At 69.8% G+C, this 19,413-nt stretch carries 19 protein-coding genes and 1 tRNA gene; 12 read left to right on the top strand and 8 right to left on the bottom strand.

All coding sequences use genetic code 11. From position 1 onward, the window contains the following. Positions 1-333 precede the first annotated feature (333 nt). Genes pqqA through PotMrB4_RS08535 form a run of 6 tightly spaced genes read left to right on the top strand, consistent with a single transcriptional unit; the run spans position 334 to position 5,428 of the window. Positions 334-405: a pyrroloquinoline quinone precursor peptide PqqA gene (pqqA, locus tag PotMrB4_RS08510; protein WP_072432761.1), complete on the top strand. Its 72-nt coding sequence runs from the start codon at positions 334-336 to the stop codon at positions 403-405. Between the two features lie 44 nt (positions 406-449). Further along, a complete protein-coding gene (pqqB, locus tag PotMrB4_RS08515) occupies positions 450-1,364 on the top strand; it encodes a pyrroloquinoline quinone biosynthesis protein PqqB (RefSeq protein ID WP_172433007.1) in 915 nt (304 codons plus the stop codon). 11 nt (positions 1,365-1,375) lie between these two features. After that, on the top strand, positions 1,376-2,128 hold the full coding sequence (gene pqqC / locus PotMrB4_RS08520; protein ID WP_107331906.1) for a pyrroloquinoline-quinone synthase PqqC: 753 nt from the start codon (positions 1,376-1,378) through the stop codon (positions 2,126-2,128). Next, a complete protein-coding gene (pqqD, locus tag PotMrB4_RS08525) occupies positions 2,125-2,403 on the top strand; it encodes a pyrroloquinoline quinone biosynthesis peptide chaperone PqqD (RefSeq protein WP_074968563.1) in 279 nt (92 codons plus the stop codon). Before pqqC ends, pqqD begins: the two co-directional genes overlap by 4 nt. After that, positions 2,375-3,538, top strand: coding sequence for a pyrroloquinoline quinone biosynthesis protein PqqE (pqqE, locus tag PotMrB4_RS08530; protein ID WP_172433008.1), 1,164 nt, complete (start codon positions 2,375-2,377; stop codon positions 3,536-3,538). The genes pqqD and pqqE overlap by 29 nt, the downstream gene beginning before the upstream one ends. Positions 3,539-3,568: 30 nt before the next feature. After that, entirely contained in the window at positions 3,569-5,428 is a 1,860-nt protein-coding gene (locus tag PotMrB4_RS08535) for a S9 family peptidase (RefSeq protein ID WP_172433009.1), read from the top strand. A 4-nt stretch (positions 5,429-5,432) separates the two neighbouring features. Here the strand turns inward: PotMrB4_RS08535 and PotMrB4_RS08540 are convergent, their stop codons facing one another. The 3 genes from PotMrB4_RS08540 to PotMrB4_RS08550 are packed head-to-tail and all read right to left on the bottom strand — an operon-like array spanning position 5,433 to position 9,286. Then, the gene (locus PotMrB4_RS08540) at positions 5,433-5,864 is read right to left on the bottom strand and encodes a copper uptake system-associated protein (RefSeq protein ID WP_074968569.1); all 432 of its coding nucleotides are present in this window, start codon (positions 5,862-5,864) and stop codon (positions 5,433-5,435) included. Between the two features lie 23 nt (positions 5,865-5,887). Continuing rightward, the gene (locus tag PotMrB4_RS08545) at positions 5,888-7,804 is read right to left on the bottom strand and encodes a TonB-dependent receptor plug domain-containing protein (protein WP_172433010.1); all 1,917 of its coding nucleotides are present in this window, start codon (positions 7,802-7,804) and stop codon (positions 5,888-5,890) included. Positions 7,805-7,855: 51 nt separating this feature from the next. Beyond that, entirely contained in the window at positions 7,856-9,286 is a 1,431-nt protein-coding gene (locus PotMrB4_RS08550; RefSeq protein WP_394354027.1) for a di-heme oxidoreductase family protein, read from the bottom strand. 122 nt (positions 9,287-9,408) lie between these two features. On the opposite strand from PotMrB4_RS08550, the gene PotMrB4_RS08555 reads away from it, so the two are divergent. The 3 genes from PotMrB4_RS08555 to PotMrB4_RS08565 are packed head-to-tail and all read left to right on the top strand — an operon-like array spanning position 9,409 to position 12,568. Next, positions 9,409-9,705, top strand: coding sequence for a hypothetical protein (locus PotMrB4_RS08555; RefSeq protein WP_172433012.1), 297 nt, complete (start codon positions 9,409-9,411; stop codon positions 9,703-9,705). A 33-nt stretch (positions 9,706-9,738) separates the two neighbouring features. Beyond that, entirely contained in the window at positions 9,739-10,902 is a 1,164-nt protein-coding gene (gene ercA, locus PotMrB4_RS08560; RefSeq protein ID WP_044405130.1) for an alcohol dehydrogenase-like regulatory protein ErcA, read from the top strand. Next, a complete protein-coding gene (locus PotMrB4_RS08565) occupies positions 10,886-12,568 on the top strand; it encodes a hybrid sensor histidine kinase/response regulator (protein ID WP_172433013.1) in 1,683 nt (560 codons plus the stop codon). The genes ercA and PotMrB4_RS08565 overlap by 17 nt, the downstream gene beginning before the upstream one ends. 10 nt (positions 12,569-12,578) lie before the next feature. On the opposite strand, the gene PotMrB4_RS08570 is transcribed toward PotMrB4_RS08565, so the two are convergent. From PotMrB4_RS08570 to mobA, 4 genes are all read right to left on the bottom strand, one after another. Beyond that, positions 12,579-13,364: a substrate-binding periplasmic protein gene (locus PotMrB4_RS08570; RefSeq protein ID WP_172433014.1), complete on the bottom strand. Its 786-nt coding sequence runs from the start codon at positions 13,362-13,364 to the stop codon at positions 12,579-12,581. A gap of 219 nt (positions 13,365-13,583) precedes the next feature. After that, positions 13,584-13,660, bottom strand: a tRNA-Pro gene (locus PotMrB4_RS08575). Positions 13,661-13,823: 163 nt separating this feature from the next. Next, positions 13,824-14,045 (bottom strand): YgdI/YgdR family lipoprotein, encoded by a 222-nt coding sequence (locus PotMrB4_RS08580; RefSeq protein ID WP_044405121.1) that lies wholly within the window; start codon positions 14,043-14,045, stop codon positions 13,824-13,826. A gap of 84 nt (positions 14,046-14,129) precedes the next feature. Continuing rightward, positions 14,130-14,717 carry a molybdenum cofactor guanylyltransferase MobA gene (mobA, locus tag PotMrB4_RS08585; protein WP_074968577.1) on the bottom strand — a complete coding sequence of 196 codons (588 nt, stop codon included), beginning with the start codon at positions 14,715-14,717 and terminating at the stop codon, positions 14,130-14,132. A 70-nt stretch (positions 14,718-14,787) separates the two neighbouring features. Here mobA and moaB point away from each other — a divergent pair, with 70 nt between their 5' ends. Both moaB and PotMrB4_RS08595 read left to right on the top strand, forming a co-directional pair. Beyond that, positions 14,788-15,327, top strand: coding sequence for a molybdenum cofactor biosynthesis protein B (gene moaB / locus PotMrB4_RS08590; protein ID WP_044405115.1), 540 nt, complete (start codon positions 14,788-14,790; stop codon positions 15,325-15,327). Beyond that, positions 15,324-16,538, top strand: a complete 1,215-nt coding sequence (locus tag PotMrB4_RS08595; protein ID WP_172433015.1) for a molybdopterin molybdotransferase MoeA — start codon at positions 15,324-15,326, stop codon at positions 16,536-16,538. The genes moaB and PotMrB4_RS08595 overlap by 4 nt, the downstream gene beginning before the upstream one ends. 124 nt (positions 16,539-16,662) lie before the next feature. Here PotMrB4_RS08595 and gliR read toward each other — a convergent pair whose 3' ends face one another. Further along, the gene (gene gliR, locus PotMrB4_RS08600) at positions 16,663-17,685 is read right to left on the bottom strand and encodes an AraC family transcriptional regulator GliR (protein ID WP_074968581.1); all 1,023 of its coding nucleotides are present in this window, start codon (positions 17,683-17,685) and stop codon (positions 16,663-16,665) included. Between the two features lie 132 nt (positions 17,686-17,817). Here gliR and PotMrB4_RS08605 point away from each other — a divergent pair, with 132 nt between their 5' ends. Continuing rightward, entirely contained in the window at positions 17,818-19,413 is a 1,596-nt protein-coding gene (locus PotMrB4_RS08605; protein WP_172433016.1) for an FAD-binding oxidoreductase, read from the top strand.

The raw sequence follows: 19,413 nt of genomic DNA on the forward strand, positions 1-19,413 counted from the left end.
GGTCGGGGCCCCGTGGTCGGCGGCTGGGGTGGGGCAAGGCCTCATCTATCGGGGCTTGGCGAGCTGCGTGGCGGGCCTGGTGAGAGAGGGCTGGGCACCGGTCGCCGTTTTCTTCGAACCCGGGGCGGGCTCGGGCCCTCCAATCCCGGGTAGGGCACGCGGGGCCTTGCCGTGGCGGGTTCGGTGACCCGATCGGCCGGTGCGCAGGGGCTCGCCGACCCCTACCAAATCAGGACCGGAACTCCGTCGAAAGTAGCATTCGGAGCCCTCCGGGCCGGTGTTTAACTCGAGGCGCCGGAATGCTCCGGCCCCCAATAAGAAGAGGATCGACCCATGTGGACCAAACCCGCCTTTACCGACCTGCGCATTGGCTTCGAAGTGACGCTGTACTTCGCCAACCGCTGATCCGAAGCGCCCCGGTCCGCCGGGGCGTCCTGGGGGGTTCTCCCATGCATATCCGCATTCTCGGGTCCGCCGCTGGCGGCGGATTCCCGCAGTGGAACTGCCACTGCCGCAACTGCGCCGGCCTGCGCGCCGGCACCCTCGACGCCGAGGCGCGCACCCAGTCGTCCATCGCCCTGAGTGACGACGGGGTGAACTGGGTGCTGTGCAACACCTCGCCCGACATCCGCGCGCAAATCGAGTCCTTCGCGCCGCTGCGTCCGGCCCGCCGCCTGCGGGATACCGGCATCGCGGCGGTGCTGCTGATGGACAGCCAGATCGACCACGTCACCGGCCTGCTCAGCCTGCGCGAGGGCTGCCCGCACGCGGTCTGGTGCACCGAGATGGTCCACCAGGACCTGACCCGGGGCTTCCCGCTGTTCGAGATGCTCCGGCACTGGAACGGCGGCCTGGCCTGGAACCCCATTGCGCTGGACGGCGAACCCTTCGTCATCCCCGCGTGCCCGGGGCTGCGCTTCACCGCCATCCCCCTGCGCAGCAGCGCGCCGCCCTATTCGCCGCACCGGGGCAACCCGCACCCGGGGGACAACATCGGCCTGTTCATCGAGGACCTGCGCAGCGGCGGCTCGCTGTTCTACGCGCCGGGCCTGGGGCAGGTGGACGAGGCCCTGCTGGGCTGGATGCGCCGCGCCGATTGCCTGCTGGTGGACGGCACGCTCTGGCGTGATGACGAGATGCGCCTGTGCGAGGTGGGCGACAAGCTCGGCAGCGAGATGGGCCACCTGCCCCAGAGCGGGCCGGGCGGCATGATCGAGGTGCTGGACGGCATCCCCGGCCCGCGCAAGGTGCTCATCCACATCAACAACACCAACCCCATCCTCGACGCCGGCTCCGCCGAGCGGGCCGAACTGGCCCGCCATGGCATCGAGGTGGCGCGGGACGGAATGGACATCCGGTTATAGGAGTCTTGCCCATGAGCCAGCACGCCATGACCCCGGCGGCATTCGAGCAGGCCCTGCGCGCCAAGGGCGCCTGCTACCACATCCACCACCCGTTCCACGTCGCCATGTACGAGGGCCGCGCCAGCCGCGAGCAGATCCAGGGCTGGGTGGCCAACCGCTTCTACTACCAGGTGTGCATCCCGCTGAAGGATGCGGCGATCCTCGCCAACTGCCCGGACCGCGACACCCGCCGCGAGTGGATCCAGCGCATCCAGGACCACGACGGCGCACCGGGCGAGGCCGGCGGCATCGAGGCCTGGCTGCGCCTGGCCGAGGCGGTGGGGCTGGAGCGCGAGCAGGTCCTGTCACAGGAGCTGGTGCTGCCGGGGGTGCGTTTCGCGGTGGACGCCTACGTCAACTTCGCCCGCCGCGCCAGCTGGCAGGAGGCGGCGAGCAGCTCGCTGACCGAGCTCTTCGCGCCGCAGATCCACCAGTCGCGACTCGACGCCTGGCCCACCCACTACCCGTGGATCGACCCGGCCGGCTACGACTACTTCCGCTCGCGCCTGTCCCAGGCCCGGCGCGACGTGGAGCACGGCCTGCGCATCACCCTCGCGCACTACCGCACGGCGGAGCAGCAGGCGCGGATGCTGGAGATCCTGCAGTTCAAGCTCGATGTGCTGTGGAGCATGCTCGACGCCATGAGCATGGCCTACGAGCTGGAGCGCCCGCCCTACCACACGGTGACCCGCGAGCGGGTCTGGCACCGGGGGCTGGGGCTATGAGCGAGGACCTGCGCATCCGCGTACCGGCCCTGCGCCGGGGCTTCCGCTTCCAGTTCGAGCCGGCCCAGGGCTGCCACGTGCTGCTCTACCCGGAAGGCATGGTGAAGCTCAACGAGAGCGCCGGGCTGATCCTCGAACGGGTGGACGGCCAGCGCAGCGTCGCCACCATCATCGACCAGCTCGCCGAGCGCTTCCCCGGCGTGCCGGGGCTGGACGAGGACATCCTCGCCTTCATGGAGGTGGCCAGTGCTCAGTTCTGGATCGAGCTGCGTTGAATCGCTCGGCGCTGCCAGCCCGCCCGGACCGCCCCTGTGGCTGCTCGCGGAGCTGACGTACCGCTGCCCGCTGCAATGCCCCTATTGCTCCAACCCCCTGGACTTCGACCGCCAGGGCGAGGAACTGAGCACCGCCGAGTGGATCGAGGTGTTCCGCCAGGCCCGTGAGCTGGGCGCGGCGCAGCTGGGGTTTTCCGGCGGCGAGCCGCTGGTGCGCCAGGACCTGGCCGAGCTGATCCGCGCGGCGCGTGGCTTGGGCTACTACACCAACCTCATCACCTCCGGCATCGGCCTCACCGAGGCGCGCATCGCCGAATTCGCCGAGGCGGGGCTGGACCATATCCAGGTCAGCTTCCAGGCCGCCGACGAGGCGGTGAACAACCTGCTGGCCGGCTCGCGCAAGGCCTTCGCCCAGAAGCTGGCCATGGCCCGGGCGGTGAAGGCGGCGGGCTACCCGATGGTGCTCAACTTCGTCACCCACCGGCATAACATCGACCACATCGAACGCATCATCGAGCTGTGCCTGGCGCTGGAGGCGGACTACGTCGAACTCGCCACCTGCCAGTTCTACGGCTGGGCCGAGCTGAACCGCGCTGGCCTGCTGCCGACCCGCGAGCAACTGGCCCGTGCCGAGGCAGTCACCCAGGCCTACCGGGAAAAGCTGGCGGCCGAGAACCACCCCTGCAAGCTGATCTTCGTCACCCCGGACTACTACGAGGAGCGCCCCAAGGCCTGCATGAACGGCTGGGGCAACCTGTTCCTCGACATCACCCCCGACGGCACCGCGCTGCCCTGCCACAGCGCCCGGCAACTGCCGGTGCAGTTCCCCAACGTGCGTGAACACAGCATCCGCCACATCTGGCAGGAGTCCTTCGGCTTCAACCGCTTTCGCGGTGATGCCTGGATGCCCGAACCTTGCCGTTCCTGCGACGAGAAGGACCGCGACTTCGGCGGCTGCCGTTGCCAGGCCTTCATGCTCACCGGGGATGCCAGCAACGCCGACCCGGTGTGCAGCAAATCGAAGCACCACGGCCTCATCCTCGATGCCCGCCGCCAGGCCGAGGAGGCGCCCGGCGGGCTGGACGAGCTGGTGTTCCGCAACCCGGCCAACGCCCGGCTGATCGCCAAGGCGTGACCCTTGCCGAGGCCCTGAACGGAGGCCGTCATGCCGTCAACTGCCCTGCCTTTCGGGACCTGGCCGAGCACCTTCAGCGCGATCGATGCGGCCACCGCCAGCTGTGACTTCGGCGAGTTGCGCGTCGCGCCCGAGGGGCTGTTGTGGAGCCGTTTCGACCCGCGCGATGCGCGCACCACCCTGTGGGTGTGGCAGGTCGGCGCGCCCCGCTGCCTGACCCCGCCGGGGCAGTCGGTGCGCAGCCGCGTGCACGAGTACGGCGGGGGCGCCTTTTGTGTGCTGGACGGCGCCGTGGCCTTCGTCGACGAGGCCGACCAGCAGCTCTGGCTGCAGCCCCTCGACGGCGACCCGCTGTGCCTTGCCGGCGCGTCGGGCAGCCGCCTGGGTGACCTGGCCTTCGACCGCCAGGGCCGGGCGGTGCTGGCGGTGGAGGAGCAGCACGGTGATGGGCCAGTGTGCAATCGCCTGGTCAGCCTCGACCTGGGTGACGGCCAGCGCCGGGTGGTGGCCGAGGGGGCCGACTTCTACGCCGCGCCGACCCTCTCCGAGGACGGCCTGCGCCTGGCCTGGATCGAGTGGGACCGGCCCGCCCAACCCTGGACCAGCACCCGCCTGTGCTGCGCCTGGCGCGAAGCCACGGGTGCCTGGTCGGCGCCGCGCGTGGTGGCGGGGGAGGGCGGTGGCGAATCCCTGCAGCAACCGCGCTTCGACGCCCGGCGGCGCCTGCTCTGCCTCAGCGACCGCGACGGGGCCTGGCGCCCCTGGGGCGAGACGGCCGATGGCTGGCTGCCGCTGCCGGGCTGCGCGCGGCTGGACCACGCGCCGGCACCCTGGCAGCTGGGGCTGTGCACCTGGCTGTCGCTGGCGCCCGGCCACCTGCTGCTGAGCCGCTTCGAAGGCGGCTTCGGCCACCTGGTGGAGCAGCAGGGCCACGCCGAGCGGCGGCTGGCCCCGGAGTGGACCCGCTTCCGTGCCCTGGCGGCGGATGCGCGGGCCTTCTACTGCATCGCCCATGCACCGGACCGGTCACCGGCGGTGCTGGCGGTGGACCGAATCGGGGGCGAGGTGCAGGTGCTGGCCGGGGGTGAGCGGCCCTTGCCGGCCGAGGCCGTGCCCAGGCCCGAGGCCATCACCTTCGCCAGCGACGGCGAGCCGGCCCACGGCTTCTTCTACCCGCCGTGCAACCCGGCCTGCGAGGGCCCGGCGGGCGAGCGGCCGCCGCTGCTGGTGTTCGTCCATGGCGGGCCGACCTCGGCCTGCTACCCGCAGTTCGACCCGCGCATCCTGTTCTGGACCCAGCGCGGTTTCGCCGTGTTCGACCTCAACTACCGGGGCAGCAGCGGCTACGGCCGTGCCTACCGTCAGGGGCTGCAGGGGCGTTGGGGGGAGGTGGACGTGGCGGATGCGCGGGCGGTGGTCGCCCACCTGGCCGGGCTCGGGTGCATCGACCCGGCGCAGGCGTTCATCCGTGGCGCCAGCGCCGGCGGCTTCACCACCCTGCTGGCCCTGGCCGGGGACACGCCGTTCCGCGCCGGCACCAGCCTTTACGGCGTCAGTGAGCCCCTGGCGCTGCGCCGGGTGACCCACAAGTTCGAGGCCGATTACCTCGACTGGCTGATCGGCGACCCCGTGCGCGATGCCGCCCGCTACCACGCCCGCAGCCCGGCCCTGCACCCGGAGGCGATCCGCGCGCCGGTGCTGTTCTTCCAGGGCGGCCGCGACGTGGTGGTGGTGCCGGAGCAGACCCGGGCCATGGCCGATGCCCTGCAGCGCCTCGGTCGCGAGGCCCAGGTGCACCTCTACCCGGAGGAAGGCCACGGCTTCCGCCAGGCCGCCAGCCTGGCCCATGCGCTGGAGGCGGAGTACGGGTTCTATCAGCGTTGGTTGTGAGGCCTCAGTGCGTGCCGTGAGCGTGCCCGGCGTCCACCCGCACCTGCCCCTGGAACAGGGCGAACTGGCGGATGCGGGCGGCCGGTTGCCGGGCTTCTGCCTCGCGGGCCTTGCCTTGCAGCGTGCCGATCCGGGCTTCGGGTACGCCAGCATCGCGCAGGGTGGCGCTGTCCAGCAGGCTGTCGCCGGCACAGAGCACCACGCGCCAGCCCTCGGCAGTGCGCTGCAGCAGTGCCCGGCCGCCACGCTCGCCCTGGGTCCAGCCGGCGATGGCGTAATCCTCGACCGTGCTGACCGGCCCGACATCCAGCGGCGCGCCGGGCTTTTCCCAGGTGTGTTTCATCAGGTGCTCGATCTGCTGGGTCTCGTCGGCCAGGGCAAGCGGGCTGCCCAGGCTCAACAGGCCCAGAAGGGCCAGCGTTCGCAGGGTGGTCATGGGGCGTCTCCTTTCATGGGGCTTCAGAAACCCATCTTCACGCCGACCTGGGCCGAGGTGCCGGGCATGGGGTAGCCGGTGCGGTAGGCGTAGTCGCGGTCGAACAGGTTTTCCACGGCGAGGAAGACCTCGCCCACTTCGCCGAGGGCCGGCACGGCATGGCCGACCCGCAGGTTGACCACGGTGAAGGCGTCCACCTGCTCGGTGTTGCTGGCGCCGTTGACCCGCTCTTCCTGCAGGACGTACATCCGGCTCTGGTACTGGGCATCGGTGCTGACGCGCCAGGGGCCCTGTGCGTAGGTGACTCCCAGGGAGACGGAGCGCTCGGGGGCATACGGCAGGGTCTTGAGGGTCGGGTCCAGCCAGGTGAGGCCGAGGAAGCTGCTCCAGTTGGCGTTCCAGCGCTGCTGCCAGCTGGCCTCGCTGCCGCGCACTTCGTAGTCGCCGAGGTTGATGTAGGTCGGTTGCGACACGGCAGGCGGGAAGGCGAAGAGGTAGCGGTTCTCGAGCTTGTCCTGGAACACGGCCAGGTCGAGGGTGGCGCTGTCGGTGGGGTTGAATTTCACGCCCAGTTCGCGGTGGTCCAGGCGCTCGGGGTCCAGCTCGCGCCAGGTCTGGCCGAGGGCGGGGATCAGGTGGGAGAGCACCGAGGTTTCCAGCCCGGGGTAATTCACCCCTCGGGAGACGTTGGCTCGCAGCTCCAGGTTGCGGGTGGAGAGCACCACCCCGGCATGGGGCGCCTGCTCGCTGGCGTAGACGTTGTGGTCGTAGGTGCGGATGCCGGCGGAGGGGGTGAGGGTCCAGTCCGGCCCCAGGTCGATGGCCTGGCTGATTGCGATATGCGGGGAGACCAGGCGCAAGGTCGGGGTGTCGAACTGGTCCTGCGGGGCGGGTGCGACGCGGCGGAAGGTGACGTCGCCCCGGGTTTCGTCGATGTCCAGGCCCAGCGCCAGCTCGCCCTGGGACCAGGGTTGCAGGGTTTCTTCCCAGCGCAGCCCCTGGAGGACGAAGTCGGTGATGGTGTCGCCGTCCAGTCCGGTCTGCTCCAGGGCGCTGCCGCGACCTTCGTTGCGGTACAGCTTGAGGCTGCCCTGGGCCTGCTCGTAGTCATGCGCGAGGGTCAGGGCGGCGAGGGTTCCTCGGGTGCGGAAGCGTCCGTTGCGGGTTTCCGGCTTGTGCAACTGGCCGGGATCGGAGGCTTCGTTGTCGGCGTGTAGCAGCAGCAAGCGGGTCGACCAGTTTTCATTCAGGCGGTAGCCCAGTTGGCCGAGGCCGTTGTTGAGCCGGCCGTCGCCATCGGCACGGTCGCCGTCGGAGTGGGCACTGCCTTGGGCCAGTGTGTAGTCCCAGTCGCCGCTACGCCCGCTGAGGGCGGCCTGTTCGGTGACGGTGCGGAAGCTGCCGCCGGTCAATTGCAGTTCGCCGTGATGGTTGTCACCCGGTCCGGCCAGGCGCGGGGCCAGGTCGATGGCGGCGAAGGTGTTGCCGAAGCGCTGTGGTTGCGGCCCTTTGTAGACGGTGACGCTTTGCATGCCATGGATGGGCAGCAGGTCGAGGAGCGGGTGGTTCCAGACCGGCATGTAGAACGGCACGCCGTCGATGTAGGTCTTGATTTCGCTGCCCGGGCGGCTGGCGCCCATGCCGCGGATGTAGACCGCACCCCCTTCGGCGCCCCCGAAGGCGCCTACCGGGTTGAAGCGCGAGACGGTGACGCCTGGGGTTCGACGCAGGGCGGAGGACAGGTCGAGGGCATTCAGGTCGCGGATCTGCTCCTGGCCGACCACGGTGGCGAGGCTGCCGAAGCGGTCGGTTTCGTTCTGGTCGATCACCGGCGAGTCCACCACCTGGGTGGTGTCCAGCTCCAGGGCAGCGGCTTGGGTGAGGCCGCTCATGCCGGTGAGGGCCAGGGTCATGGCGTGACGCAGTAGGGGGCTGTTCATCCGCGATTCCTTGTTGGGTTTTTGTTGTGCGGTGCTGTTCGCTGGACGGGTTCAGAGCGATTCGAGAAAGCGCAGCAGGGCCTGGCGGTCGTCGGTGGCCAGGGCCACGACCCTGTCGCGCGAGCCCTGGGCTTCGCCGCCGTGCCAGAGGATGGCTTCCAGCAGGCTTTCGGCGCGGCCGTCGTGCAGGTACTGGGTGTGCCCGCTGACGGTGGCGGTGAGGCCGATGCCCCACAGCGGCGGTGTCCGCCATTCGCTGCCGCTTGCGAGGAACTCGGGGCGACCGTCGGCCAGGCCTGGCCCCATGTCGTGCAGCAGCAGGTCGGTGTAGGGGTAGATGTGCTGCTGGGCGAGCTCCGCTTCGGCGGCCTCGCCGGTGGTGTAGGAGGGGCGGTGGCAGGCGGCGCACCCCAGCTCGCTGAACACGGCCTTGCCGCGCAGGACGTCTGGACTGCCCGCCTCGCGACGCATGGGCACGGCGAGGTGGCGGGTATAGAACAGCACGCTGTCGAGGACCGATTCGCTGACCTCGGGCTGGCTGCCCTGGGGCGCTTCCCGGCAGGCGGACTGCGCGCCGGTGCAGTCGTCATGGGCGAACACGCTGCTGCTCAGGCCCATGTCGCCGGCGAAGGCGGCGGCGTTCTGCTGGCGCAGGCTGGGTTGCCCGGCCTTCCAGCCGAAGCGGCCGATGACCGTACGGGCACTGGCTTCGTCCCAGACCCGGTTGAGGCGGCCGCTCACCTGGCCGTGGCTCGCCTGGTCGCGCGCGTTGGCTTCGAGCTCTGCGTCGGGAATGGCCTCCAGCAGGCCGAGGCCGATCATCGGCGGGGCGACATGCAATGACATCAGGGTGTCGGGGTGGAGCGGGCCGTAGCCGAGGTCGCGGATCTCGATCTTCGGTTGGCGCAGGTGCACGTCGGTGCCGTCGGCCAGGGTCACGCTGCTGCGGGTGTACTCCAGCCACACACGGCCTTCGGGGCGGTGGCCTTCGAGGGCGTTGTCCTGCAGCTGACCGCCATAGACCGGCTCGGCGATCACGCCGTTGCGCACCAGGCTCGCGGCATCCTCCTCGCTTGCCGGGATCGACAGCCGCACCAGGGCGGAGAGCGCCGGCGCCAGGCTCTGCTCGTGGGGCGGGTGGCCACGGCCGTCCTTGATGTGGCAGCTCTGGCAGGCGTCGGTGTTGAACAGCGGCCCGAGGCCGCTCTTGCCCTGTGCGCCGTTGCCTGCAGGTTTCCAGCCGGAGCGGAAGAAGGCATTGCCGACGAAGAAGTCCATGCGCCGGATCGGGCGCAGGTTGTTGCTGGGCATGGAGAAGGCGTTGGCATCCTGCTGGGCGGTGGTGGTGGCCCCGCCCGGGTGGCTCTCGCCAGGCTCCAGGCGGGCCTGGGGCGAGCTATCGCAGCCGTGCAGGCAGGCGCAGAGCAGGAGCAGTGGAATGTTCAATGTCCACCCGCTGCGGGTGGCGCCTGTGTCGGGCACGTTGACCTCGTCGATACCGATGGGCGAGGGGAGGGCGGCATGGCCGCCGGGGCGGGATCGGAACCCGGGCGAGTACGGCGCCGGTGGCTGAAAGAGAGGCCCTTTGCGGGGAAGGGCCATCCATGATCAAACCGATCCAAAGGGCTTCAGGCCTAACCGTGGAAACCCATTTTTCAGCGATCTTCCGGCCTGAAGTGAGGCGCACCTTAGGCAGCGGGCCGGGCTTCAACAACTGCGACGACCTGCCGCAGCAAGGTGTCGTGCGAGCCTGTAAAACGGGCAGCGGGGTGGGTGTGGCGGAATGTCGCGGAGTCGCCTGCAGGTTGGTTGGCGAAACACAAGCGTGGTGGTCGGCTTTTTCTGTCGGACAACACCCGATGGTCGGATTGAAAACGTTATCTTTTGCAGTAGTCTGCTAGCCCATTCCATAACAACAAGAATCAGGCGGTTTCATGCGCCACGACATCAGCCAACTGCGTAAATTCGTCTCCCCGGAAATCATCTTCGGTGCCGGCTGCCGGCATAACGTCGGCAACTACGCCAGCACCTTCGGCGCGCGCAAGGTGCTGGTGGTGTCCGACCCCGGCGTGGTCGCGGCCGGCTGGGTGGCTGATGTAGAGGCCAGCCTGGCGGCCCAGGGCATCGACTACCGGCTGTTCACCCAGGTGTCACCGAACCCCCGGGTGGAGGAGGTGCACCAGGGCGCGGACGTCTACCGCGCCGAGGGCTGCAACGTGATCGTCGCCGTCGGCGGCGGCAGCCCGATGGATTGCGCCAAGGGTATCGGCATCGTGGTGGCCCACGGGCGCAGCATCCTGGAGTTCGAGGGGGTGGACACCATCCGCGTGCCCAGCCCGCCGCTGATCCTGATCCCCACCACCGCCGGCACCTCGGCGGACGTCTCGCAGTTCGTGATCATTTCCAACCAGACCGAGCGGATGAAGTTCTCCATCGTCAGCAAGGCGGTGGTGCCCGATGTGTCGCTGATCGACCCGGAAACCACCCTGAGCATGGACCCGTTCCTCTCGGCCTGTACCGGCATCGATGCGTTGGTGCACGCCATCGAGGCGTTCGTCTCCACCGGCAGCGGCCCGCTCACCGATCCCCATGCCCTGGAGGCGATGCGGCTGATCAGCGGCAACCTGGTGGAGATGATCGCCAACCCCGACGACATCGGCCGCCGCGAGAAGATCATGCTCGGCAGCATGCAGGCGGGGCTGGCGTTCTCCAACGCCATCCTCGGGGCGGTGCATGCCATGTCCCACAGCCTGGGCGGCTTCCTCGACCTGCCCCACGGCATGTGCAACGCGGCGCTGGTGGAGCACGTGGTGGCCTTCAACTACAACGCCGCGCCGGAGCGCTTCCGGGTGGTGGCCGAGACCCTTGGGCTGGACGTGCGCGGGCTGAACCAGACGCAGACCCGCCAGCGCCTGGTGGAACACCTGGTGGCCTTCAAGCGCTCGGTGGGCTTTGCCGACACCCTGAGCCTGCACGGGGTGTCGGTGTCGGACATCCCCTTCCTGTCGCGCCACGCCATGGAGGACCCGTGCATCCTCACCAACCCCCGCGAGTCCAGCCAGCGGGACGTGGAAGTGGTGTATGCCGAGGCACTCTGAGGAGCAGCGCCAGGCCCTGCTGGGCCTGGGCAGCCACTCCGCGCGCAAGAGCCATTACCCCGAGCTGCTGAGCCGCCTGGAGGAGCTGGAGACCGAGCGCAACCGCTACAAGTGGCTGTTCGAGCACGCGGTGCACGGCATCTTCCAGGCCAGCCTGCAGGACGGGCTGCGCGCGGCCAATCCGGCGCTGGCGCGGATGCTGGGCTACGCCCAGGCCGACGAGCTGCTGGCGATGCCGGCGGATTTCGCGGCGCTGCTGTTCGCCGACGGTGCGGCGGAGCTGGAGCGCATCCGCGCCCGCCTGCGCGGCAAGCCGGGGCTGTTCGGCTACGAGACGCGCCTGCGGCGGCGCGATGGCAGCCATGTGGACGTATTGATGAACCTGTTGCTCAAGCCGGACGAGGAGGGGCTGGTGGAGGGCTTCGTCGCCGACATCACCGAGCGCATCCTCGCCCAGCAGCGCCTGCAGCACCTCAACGATGAACTGGAGCAGCGGGTGGCGGCGCGCACCGCCGAGCTGGAGGCGCTGAACGGCCAGCTGCGCGAAGCGCGGGATGCCGCCATGGCGGCGAACCTGAGCAAGGACAAGTACCTGGCGGCGGCCAGCCACGACCTGCTGCAACCGCTCAATGCGGCGCGACTGCTGGTGGCGACCCTGCGCGAGCGCCGCCTGCCGAGCGCCGAGCAGCAACTGGTGGAGCGCACTCACCTGGCGCTGGAAGGGGCGGAGGACCTGCTCACCGACCTGCTGGAGATTTCCAAGCTGGACCAGAGCGCCATCCGCCCGGACGTGGAGGCCTACCGCGTGCAGGACCTGCTGGCGCCGCTGGTGTCGGAGTTCGAGGGGGTGGCGCAGTCCGCCGGGCTGCAGTTGCGCGCGCGCATTCCCCGGCACCTGGCGGTGCGCACCGACTTCCGTCTGCTGACGCGCATCCTGCGCAACTTCCTCAGCAATGCCTGCCGCTACACCGAGCGTGGCCGTGTGCTGCTGGGGTGCCGCCGGCAGGGCGATACCGTGCGCCTGGAGGTGTGGGACAGCGGCCGGGGCATTCCGGCGGACCAGCTGCGGGCGATCTTCCTGGAGTTCAACCAGCTGGACCGGGGCCGGGCGGCCGAGCGCAAGGGCGTTGGCCTGGGCCTGGCCATCGTCGACCGCATCGCCGGCATCCTCGGTTGCCCGGTGGAGGTGCGCTCCAAGCCGGGGCGGGGCTCTGTCTTCGCCATCCGCGTGCCGCTGGCGCCGCTGCCGGAGGTGCCGGCCCATGATAGCGCAGTGGCGCGCCCGCTGGCCGGCGACCCGCTGCCGGGACGACGCCTGCTGGTGGTGGACAACGAGGTGAGCATCCTCCACAGCATGGCGGCGCTGCTCGGGCAGTGGGGCTGCGAGGTGCTGGTAGCGCCTGACCTGGACGCCGCACGGGCGGTGCTGCAGGGGCAGGCGCCCGAGGCGATCCTGGCGGACTTCCACCTGGACCACGGGGTGACCGGCTGCGAGGTGGTGCGGGCCCTGCGGGAGCAGTTCGAGCGGCCCATCCCGGCGGTGATGATCACGGCCGACCGCAGCGACGAGTGCCGCCGCGAACTGCAGGGGCTGGGTGCGCCGATGCTCAACAAGCCGGTGAAGCCGGGCAAGCTGCGGGCGGTGCTGAGCCAGTTGCTGGGCTAGCGAAGGCGGTTCAGGGGGCTTTGCCGAGGGTGCTCTGCAAGCGCTGGCGGTAGGCGTCCGATTCGCGCTGGCGGCGCACTTCATCCCAGATTGCCTGGGCCAGCTGGGGCGTTGTCTGCACCCGCTGGTGGGAGAGCATCAGGTAGTAGTCCTTCTGCTCCAGCGGGATGGGGCGCTTTTCGATATCGACTGACAGGTCCGGGTGGTCCGCCAGGACCTTGTCCGCCCGCAGCGTCTGCATGGCCGCCACGTCGAAGCGGTGGCCGTGGAGCATGCGCATCAGTGCCACCGGGTCGCGGCTGGTTTCTTCTACCTGCAGGCCGTGCTTGAGCAGCATCGGGATGATGGAAAAGCCGCCGAGGGAGCCTACCTGCCCCTGGATGCCGTGGAAGGCCTGGCCGTCCCAGTCGGCGGCGCTGCCCTTGATGCGGTAGAGCGAGTAGCTGGCGTCGTGCAGGCGGTAGTCGCGGTCCGGTCGGCCGTCCTTGAGGCCGGGATAGAGGCCCAGCGCCAGGCGCTCCGGGTTGAAGGACGCGGCGAAGGCGCCGTCGTAGAGCCCTCGGGACAGGCCGTCGAGGCAGCGCTTCCAGGGCATCGGCACCTGGCGGATGTCCAGGTGCAGGTCCTTGCCGAGCTGGTTGAGCAGGGCCTGGTTGAGGCCGCTGCCATCGAGCATCACCCAGGGCCAGGAATCCTGGTCCTCGTAGCAGAACACCAGTGGGCCGGTGGAGTCCGCCCGGGCTGGTAGGCAGAGGAGGCAGGCGATGAGGCAGGCAAGTGGCTTGAAGCTCGGCATGAACTGGCTATCCCGGGCGTGTGCCCGGAGAAGTGTAGACGGGGGGAAAGGGGGGCGGCTTTCTACCATGCTGGCCAATGGCCGTCCCGGTTCGTTGGTGAGGATGTGAACCGGTCTGCGTTCTGCAGCCGTTGCGCTGGAAGAAGGGGCGGAATGATGGGCCTGGGGTTTTCGTCAGGCAATAAAAAACCCGCCGTTGAGGCGGGTTTTTTCGGGATTTGGTCGGAGCGACTGGATTCGAACCAGCGACCTTCTCGTCCCGAACGAGACGCGCTACCAAGCTGCGCTACGCTCCGTGAGATGGCGCGCATTCTACAGAAAACTTTTTGGTCGACAAGGGGTTAGCGAAAAAAATTTTGCGGGGCGACGGTTTTCGCGCTCTGGCGGGGGTGCAGATGAAACAAAGCCCGCGACGGGCAGGACCCGTGGCGGGCTGGGCGCGGGTGAGGCGCGGGACGATCAGAGTTCCTTGATGGTGCGGACCTGGTCCTTGTTGACCTTGGCGCGCTTGCCATCGAGTTGTTCGAACTCGTAGAAGCCGGTGTCGTCGTCGTAGTCCGGCTTGTCCACGGTCTGCAGCTCGCGGCCGTCGTTGAGGGTGATCACGCTGGGGGTGGAGCAGCCGGCGAGGGCGGCCAGGCCCAGTACAAGCGCAAAAGCGGGAAGGATCCGCTGGTTCATCTGCCATCTCCTTGATGAATGAACGGGTTGTTCTGGAGGCTCTGACGGACGAAGCGCGGCCAAAGTTCCGGAACCGGGCCAGTGTCACGCCGTCGGGGGCGTGCTTTCAAGCAGTTCCGGGGTGTTCAGGTTGGCCAGGCGCGGGTCGTCGTCGGCGCAGGGGATGGCCAGCGGGTCGAGTGGGCGCAGGGCGCGCTGGGGGCTGCGCTCGCCGGCCTGCCAGGCAGCTTCCAGCACCGGCAGTACGCTGCGCGGCAGGACGCAGAACAGCGGCTCCCAGAAACCGCCCCGGTGCAGCATCGCCGGGCGCTCGCCGGCGGCGTCCAGCAGGCGCTGCAGCAGCTCGTCGTCCACCAGCGGGGCGTCGCAGGGCAGCACCAGCAGGTGCGGGTGGCGGGCGGCGGCCAGGCCGGCGCGGATGCCGGCCAGGGGGCCCTGGTAGTCGGGGCTGTCGTCCTGCACCAGGCGGTCGGCCCAGGCGGCGTAGCGTTCGGTGTTGCGGTTGCAGGAGATGATCAGGTCGTCGGTGATCGGCCGGGCCACGGCGTGCAGCCAGTCGATAAGCGGGCGGCCGCGCCATTCCACCAGGCCCTTGTCGCGGCCGCCCAGGCGTTGCCCCCGGCCACCGGACAGCAGCAGGACGGAGCAGGGCAGGGCAGGCACGGCGGGCATGGGCGAGGTCTCGGCGAACGGGCGCTGTGATATAACACCGGCCTCCCTGTCCTACAACTGGAAGCCAGCCATGAACCACAAGGCCGAGGCGGTGTTCGTGCCGCTCAATATCGCCGTGCTCACCGTCAGCGACACCCGCTCCCTGGAGACCGACACCTCCGGCCAGCTGTTCGTCGATCGCCTCACCGCTGCCGGCCACAACCTGGCTGCGCGCGTCCTGCTGAAGGACGACCTGTACAAGATCCGCGCCCAGGTGGCCACCTGGATCGCCGAGGACACCGTGCAGGTGGTGCTGATCACCGGTGGCACCGGTTTCACCGGCCGCGACAGCACCCCCGAGGCGGTAGCCTGCCTGCTGGACAAGCGCGTCGACGGCTTCGGCGAGTACTTCCGGCAGATCTCGGTGGCCGACATCGGCACCTCCACCCTGCAATCCCGCGCCCTGGCGGGCCTGGCCAACGGCACCCTGGTGTGCTGCCTGCCGGGTTCCACCAATGCCTGCCGCACCGCCTGGGACGGCATCCTCGGCGAGCAGCTGGACAACCGCCACCGCCCCTGCAACTTCGTGCCGCACCTGAAGGCCGCCGCCCCCTGCGAGAGCCGCGGATGAGCGGCTGCGACCACCCCGGGTTGCTGCCGGTCGAGGCGGCCCAGGCGCGCCTGCTGGCGCTGGCCGATGCGGCGCGGATCGCCGGTGTGGAGGCCCTGCCGCTGGCCCAGGCCGATGGCCGCGTGCTGGCCGAGCCCCTGGTGGCCAGCCTGGACCTGCCGCCCTGGGACAACAGCGCCATGGATGGCTATGCCCTGCGCCTGGACGACTGGCAGGGCGAGCCGCTGGTGGTGAGCCAGCGGATCCTCGCCGGCAGTGCCCCGGCACCGCTGCAGCCCGGTACCTGCGCGCGTATCTTCACCGGGGCGCCGCTGCCCGAGGGCGCCGACTGCGTGGAGATGCAGGAGAACGTCGAAGTGCTGGCCGATGGCCGGGTGCGCCTGCTGCAGCCGCTCAAGGCCCGGCAGAACGTGCGCCCCCGTGGCCAGGAAACGCGGGTGGGCGAGACGGTGCTGGATGCCGGCACCCTGCTCGGCCCCATCGAACTGGGGCTGGCCGCGACCCTGGGCGTGGCCGTGCTGCCGGTGCGCCGCCGTGCGCGGGTGGCGGTGCTCTCCACCGGTGACGAGCTGGTGGAGCCGGGCCAGGCCCTTGGCCCCGGGCAGATCTACAACAGCAACCGCACGCTGCTCTGCGCCTGGCTGCGCCGCCTGGGCTGCGAGGTGGTGGACGGTGGCATCCTCGCCGACGACCTGGAACTGACCCGCCAGGCCCTGGGGGCGCTGAGCGATGTGGACCTGATTCTCTCCACGGGCGGGGTGTCGGTGGGCGAGGCGGACTTCCTCGGCCTGGCGCTGCGCGAGGAGGGCGAGCTGGCGCTGTGGAAGCTGGCCATCAAGCCGGGCAAGCCGCTGACCTTCGGGCATTTCCGGGGTGTGCCGGTGATCGGCCTGCCGGGCAACCCGGCCTCGACCCTGGTGACCTTCGGCCTGCTGGCGCGACCTTACCTGCTGCGTCGCCTGGGCGTGGAACGCATCGAGCCGCTGGGCTTCCCGGTGCCGGCCGGGTTCACCTGGAGCAAACCGGGCAACCGCCGCGAGTACCTGCGGGCACGGCTGGAGAATGGCCGGGCGGTGATCTACCGCAACCAGAGCTCCGGCGTGCTGCGCAGTGCCGCCTGGGCAGACGGCCTGGTGGAAGTGCTGGAAGGCACCACCCTGGCCGAGGGCGACCTGCTGCGCTTCATCCCCCTCAGCGAACTGCAGGCCTGATCTGGCGAGCCCGTAGCCCCGGGCTTCTGCTCGGGGATCAAGAGCCCCTGGGCTGAAGCCCAGGCTACGGGGTGGTGCTTGTAGGGGCTTTTGTAGCCCGGACTTCAGTCCGGGGATGGAGCGCTCAGCCCTGGCGCTTGGCCTCCCGGTATTCGCCGGGTGTCTGGCCGGTCCAGGCCTTGAAGCTGCGGTGGAACGAGCGTGATTCGGTGAAGCCGAGGTAGGCGGCGATGTCCTGGATCGCCAGGTCGCTGCGCAGCAGGTAGTGCTCGGCCAGCTCCTGGCGCAGTTCGTCGAGGATCTGCTGGTAGCTGGTGCCGGCCTGCTGCAGGTGGCGCTGCAGGGTGCGCACCGTCATGTGGAATTTCTCCGCCACCCGCTCCTTGCGCGGCAGGCCGTCCTTGAGCAGCAGGCGCAGGGCGTTCTTCACCCGTTGCGGCAGCGGCTCGTCCTGGTCCAGCCCGGCCATCATCGCCAGGGCGTGTTCCTCCAGGGTGCGCAGGAGGTTGGCATCGGCCTGGCGCAGGGGCACGGCGAGGTATTCCAGGGGCACCAGCAGGGCGCTGCAGGGCTGCTCGAAGTGCACCGGGCAGCCGAATACCGCTTCGTAGTCCTCCTGGCGCGTGCCCGTTGGCAGCGCGTGCTCGAACCAGACCTCGCGGGGCGAACGCTCCATGTCGGCGATCCAGCGGGCATAGAGCAGCCAGGAGGCGAGCACGTTCTCCACCATGTGCCGGCGGATCTCCGGGGCTTCGTGGCGGCAGTTCCAGCTCAGGCGGATGTGGTCCGCGCCGGCTTCGATCTGGCTGGTGCCCATGTCCCCCACCAATTTCTCGTAGGGGATGATGCGGCTCATGGCTTCGCCCAGGGTGGCGCAGTTCATGGTGATGTAGCCCAGCACGCTCCAGGAGCCCGGCTGGACGAAATGCGCGGAGTGCAGGCCGAACAGCGGGTCGCCGGACACTTCGATCAGGTGCTGCAGCAGGCGTTCGTGGCTCTCGCTGGGAATCCGCCGGCCGTTGTCGGTGAGGTCCTCGGGCTGCAGGCCGGCGGCGCGCAGGGCGGCGTCGCGGTCCAGGCCCAGGTGGTCGGCATGGCGCAGGTACTTCAGCAGGGCGGGAACGGAGGTATAGCCGAGCGCGTGCATGGGTTCTTCTTGTTCTGGGTTGTCCTGATTGGCGATAGCCGCTGTCCCGATCAGACAGTGACGCTGCGGGGCGGCTGGCTAGTATAGGCAGCCATCGAAAACCTTCGAAACAACCAGGACAAGGAGAACGGGATGCGACGCTGGAACGGCTGGGGCGACGAGTCGACCGTGGTGGAGCTGCCGGCCAATGGGGCCGAATTCCTGGGCGCGCGGGTCGGCGCCGGGCAGGTATTGGCGGATGCCACCCTGGAGCAGGTGCTGGCCAGCGTGCCGGCCTCGCGCCTGCCGGAGCACCCGCTGGTGAGCCAGGATGCGGAGGTGCGGGTGCGCCATGCCCGTGGCCAGAGCCTGCCGGACTGGCTGGCGATGCGCGAAGGCCGCTTCGAGGTGTTCCCCGACGGCGTGGCCTTCCCCGAAAGCCCGCAGGACATCCGCGTGCTGATGGCCTGGGCGGCCCAGCATGACGTGGTGCTGATCCCCTACGGCGGCGGTACTTCTGTGGCCGGGCACATCAACCCGCAGGCCTCCAGCCGCCCGGTGCTGACCCTGTCCCTGGCGCGCATGAGCCGCCTGCTGGAGCTGGACGAGGCGAGCCAGATCGCCACCTTCGGCCCCGGTGCCAACGGCCCGCAGGTGGAAAGCCAGTTGCGCGCCCGGGGCTTCACCCTGGGGCACTTCCCGCAGTCCTGGGAGCTGTCCACCCTCGGCGGCTGGGTCGCCAGCCGCTCCAGTGGCCAGCAGTCGCTGCGCTACGGGCGCATCGAGCAGTTGTTCGCCGGCGGCACCCTGGAGACCTTCGACGGCCCGCTGGAGCTGCCGACCTTCCCGGCCTCGGCGGCCGGGCCGGACCTGCGCGAGCTGGTGCTGGGCTCCGAGGGGCGCTTCGGGGTGATTTCTGAGGTCAAGGTGCGGGTGTCGCGCCTGGCCGATCAGGAGCGCTTCTACGCGGTGTTCCTGCCGGACTGGACGCGGGCGCTGCAAGCGGTGCGGACCCTGGCCCAGGCGCGGGTGCCGCTGTCCATGCTGCGCCTGTCCAATGCCATCGAGACCGAGACCCAACTGGCCCTGGCCGGCCATCCGGAGCGCATCGCGCTGCTGGAGAAGTACCTGGCCTTCCGTGGGGCGCGCGCCGGCAAGTGCATGCTGACCTTCGGCGTGACCGGCTCGCGGGTGCAGAACGCCGCCTCGCTGCGCCAGGCCAAGGCGCTGCTGAAGCCGTTTGGCGGGGTGTTCACCGGCACCCTGCTGGGCAGCAAGTGGGCGGAGAACCGCTTCCGCTTCCCCTACCTGCGCCACGCCCTGTGGGAGGCCGGCTACGTGGTGGACACCCTGGAGACGGCCACCGACTGGTCCAACGTCGACGCCCTGATGGGCAAGGTGGAGGCCAGCCTGCGCGAGGGCCTGGCGGACGAGGGCGAGCGGGTGCACGTGTTCACCCACCTGTCCCACGTCTACGGCGAGGGTTCGAGCATCTACACCACCTACGTGTTCCGCCCTGGTGCGAGCTACGAGACGGCCCTGGGCCGCTGGCAGCGCCTCAAGTTCGCGGCGAGCGAGGTGATCGCCCACAACCGCGGCACCATCAGCCACCAGCACGGCGTGGGCCGCGACCACGCGCCCTGGCTGCCGCTGGAAAAGGGTGTGCGTGGAATGGCCACGCTGCAGGCGATGGCCAGCCACTTCGACCCGGACGGCCGCCTGGCGCCCGGCGTGCTGCTGCAGGACTGA

Origin of the sequence: Metapseudomonas otitidis (assembly GCF_011397855.1) — a bacterium.
GTDB lineage: Bacteria > Pseudomonadota > Gammaproteobacteria > Pseudomonadales > Pseudomonadaceae > Metapseudomonas > Metapseudomonas otitidis.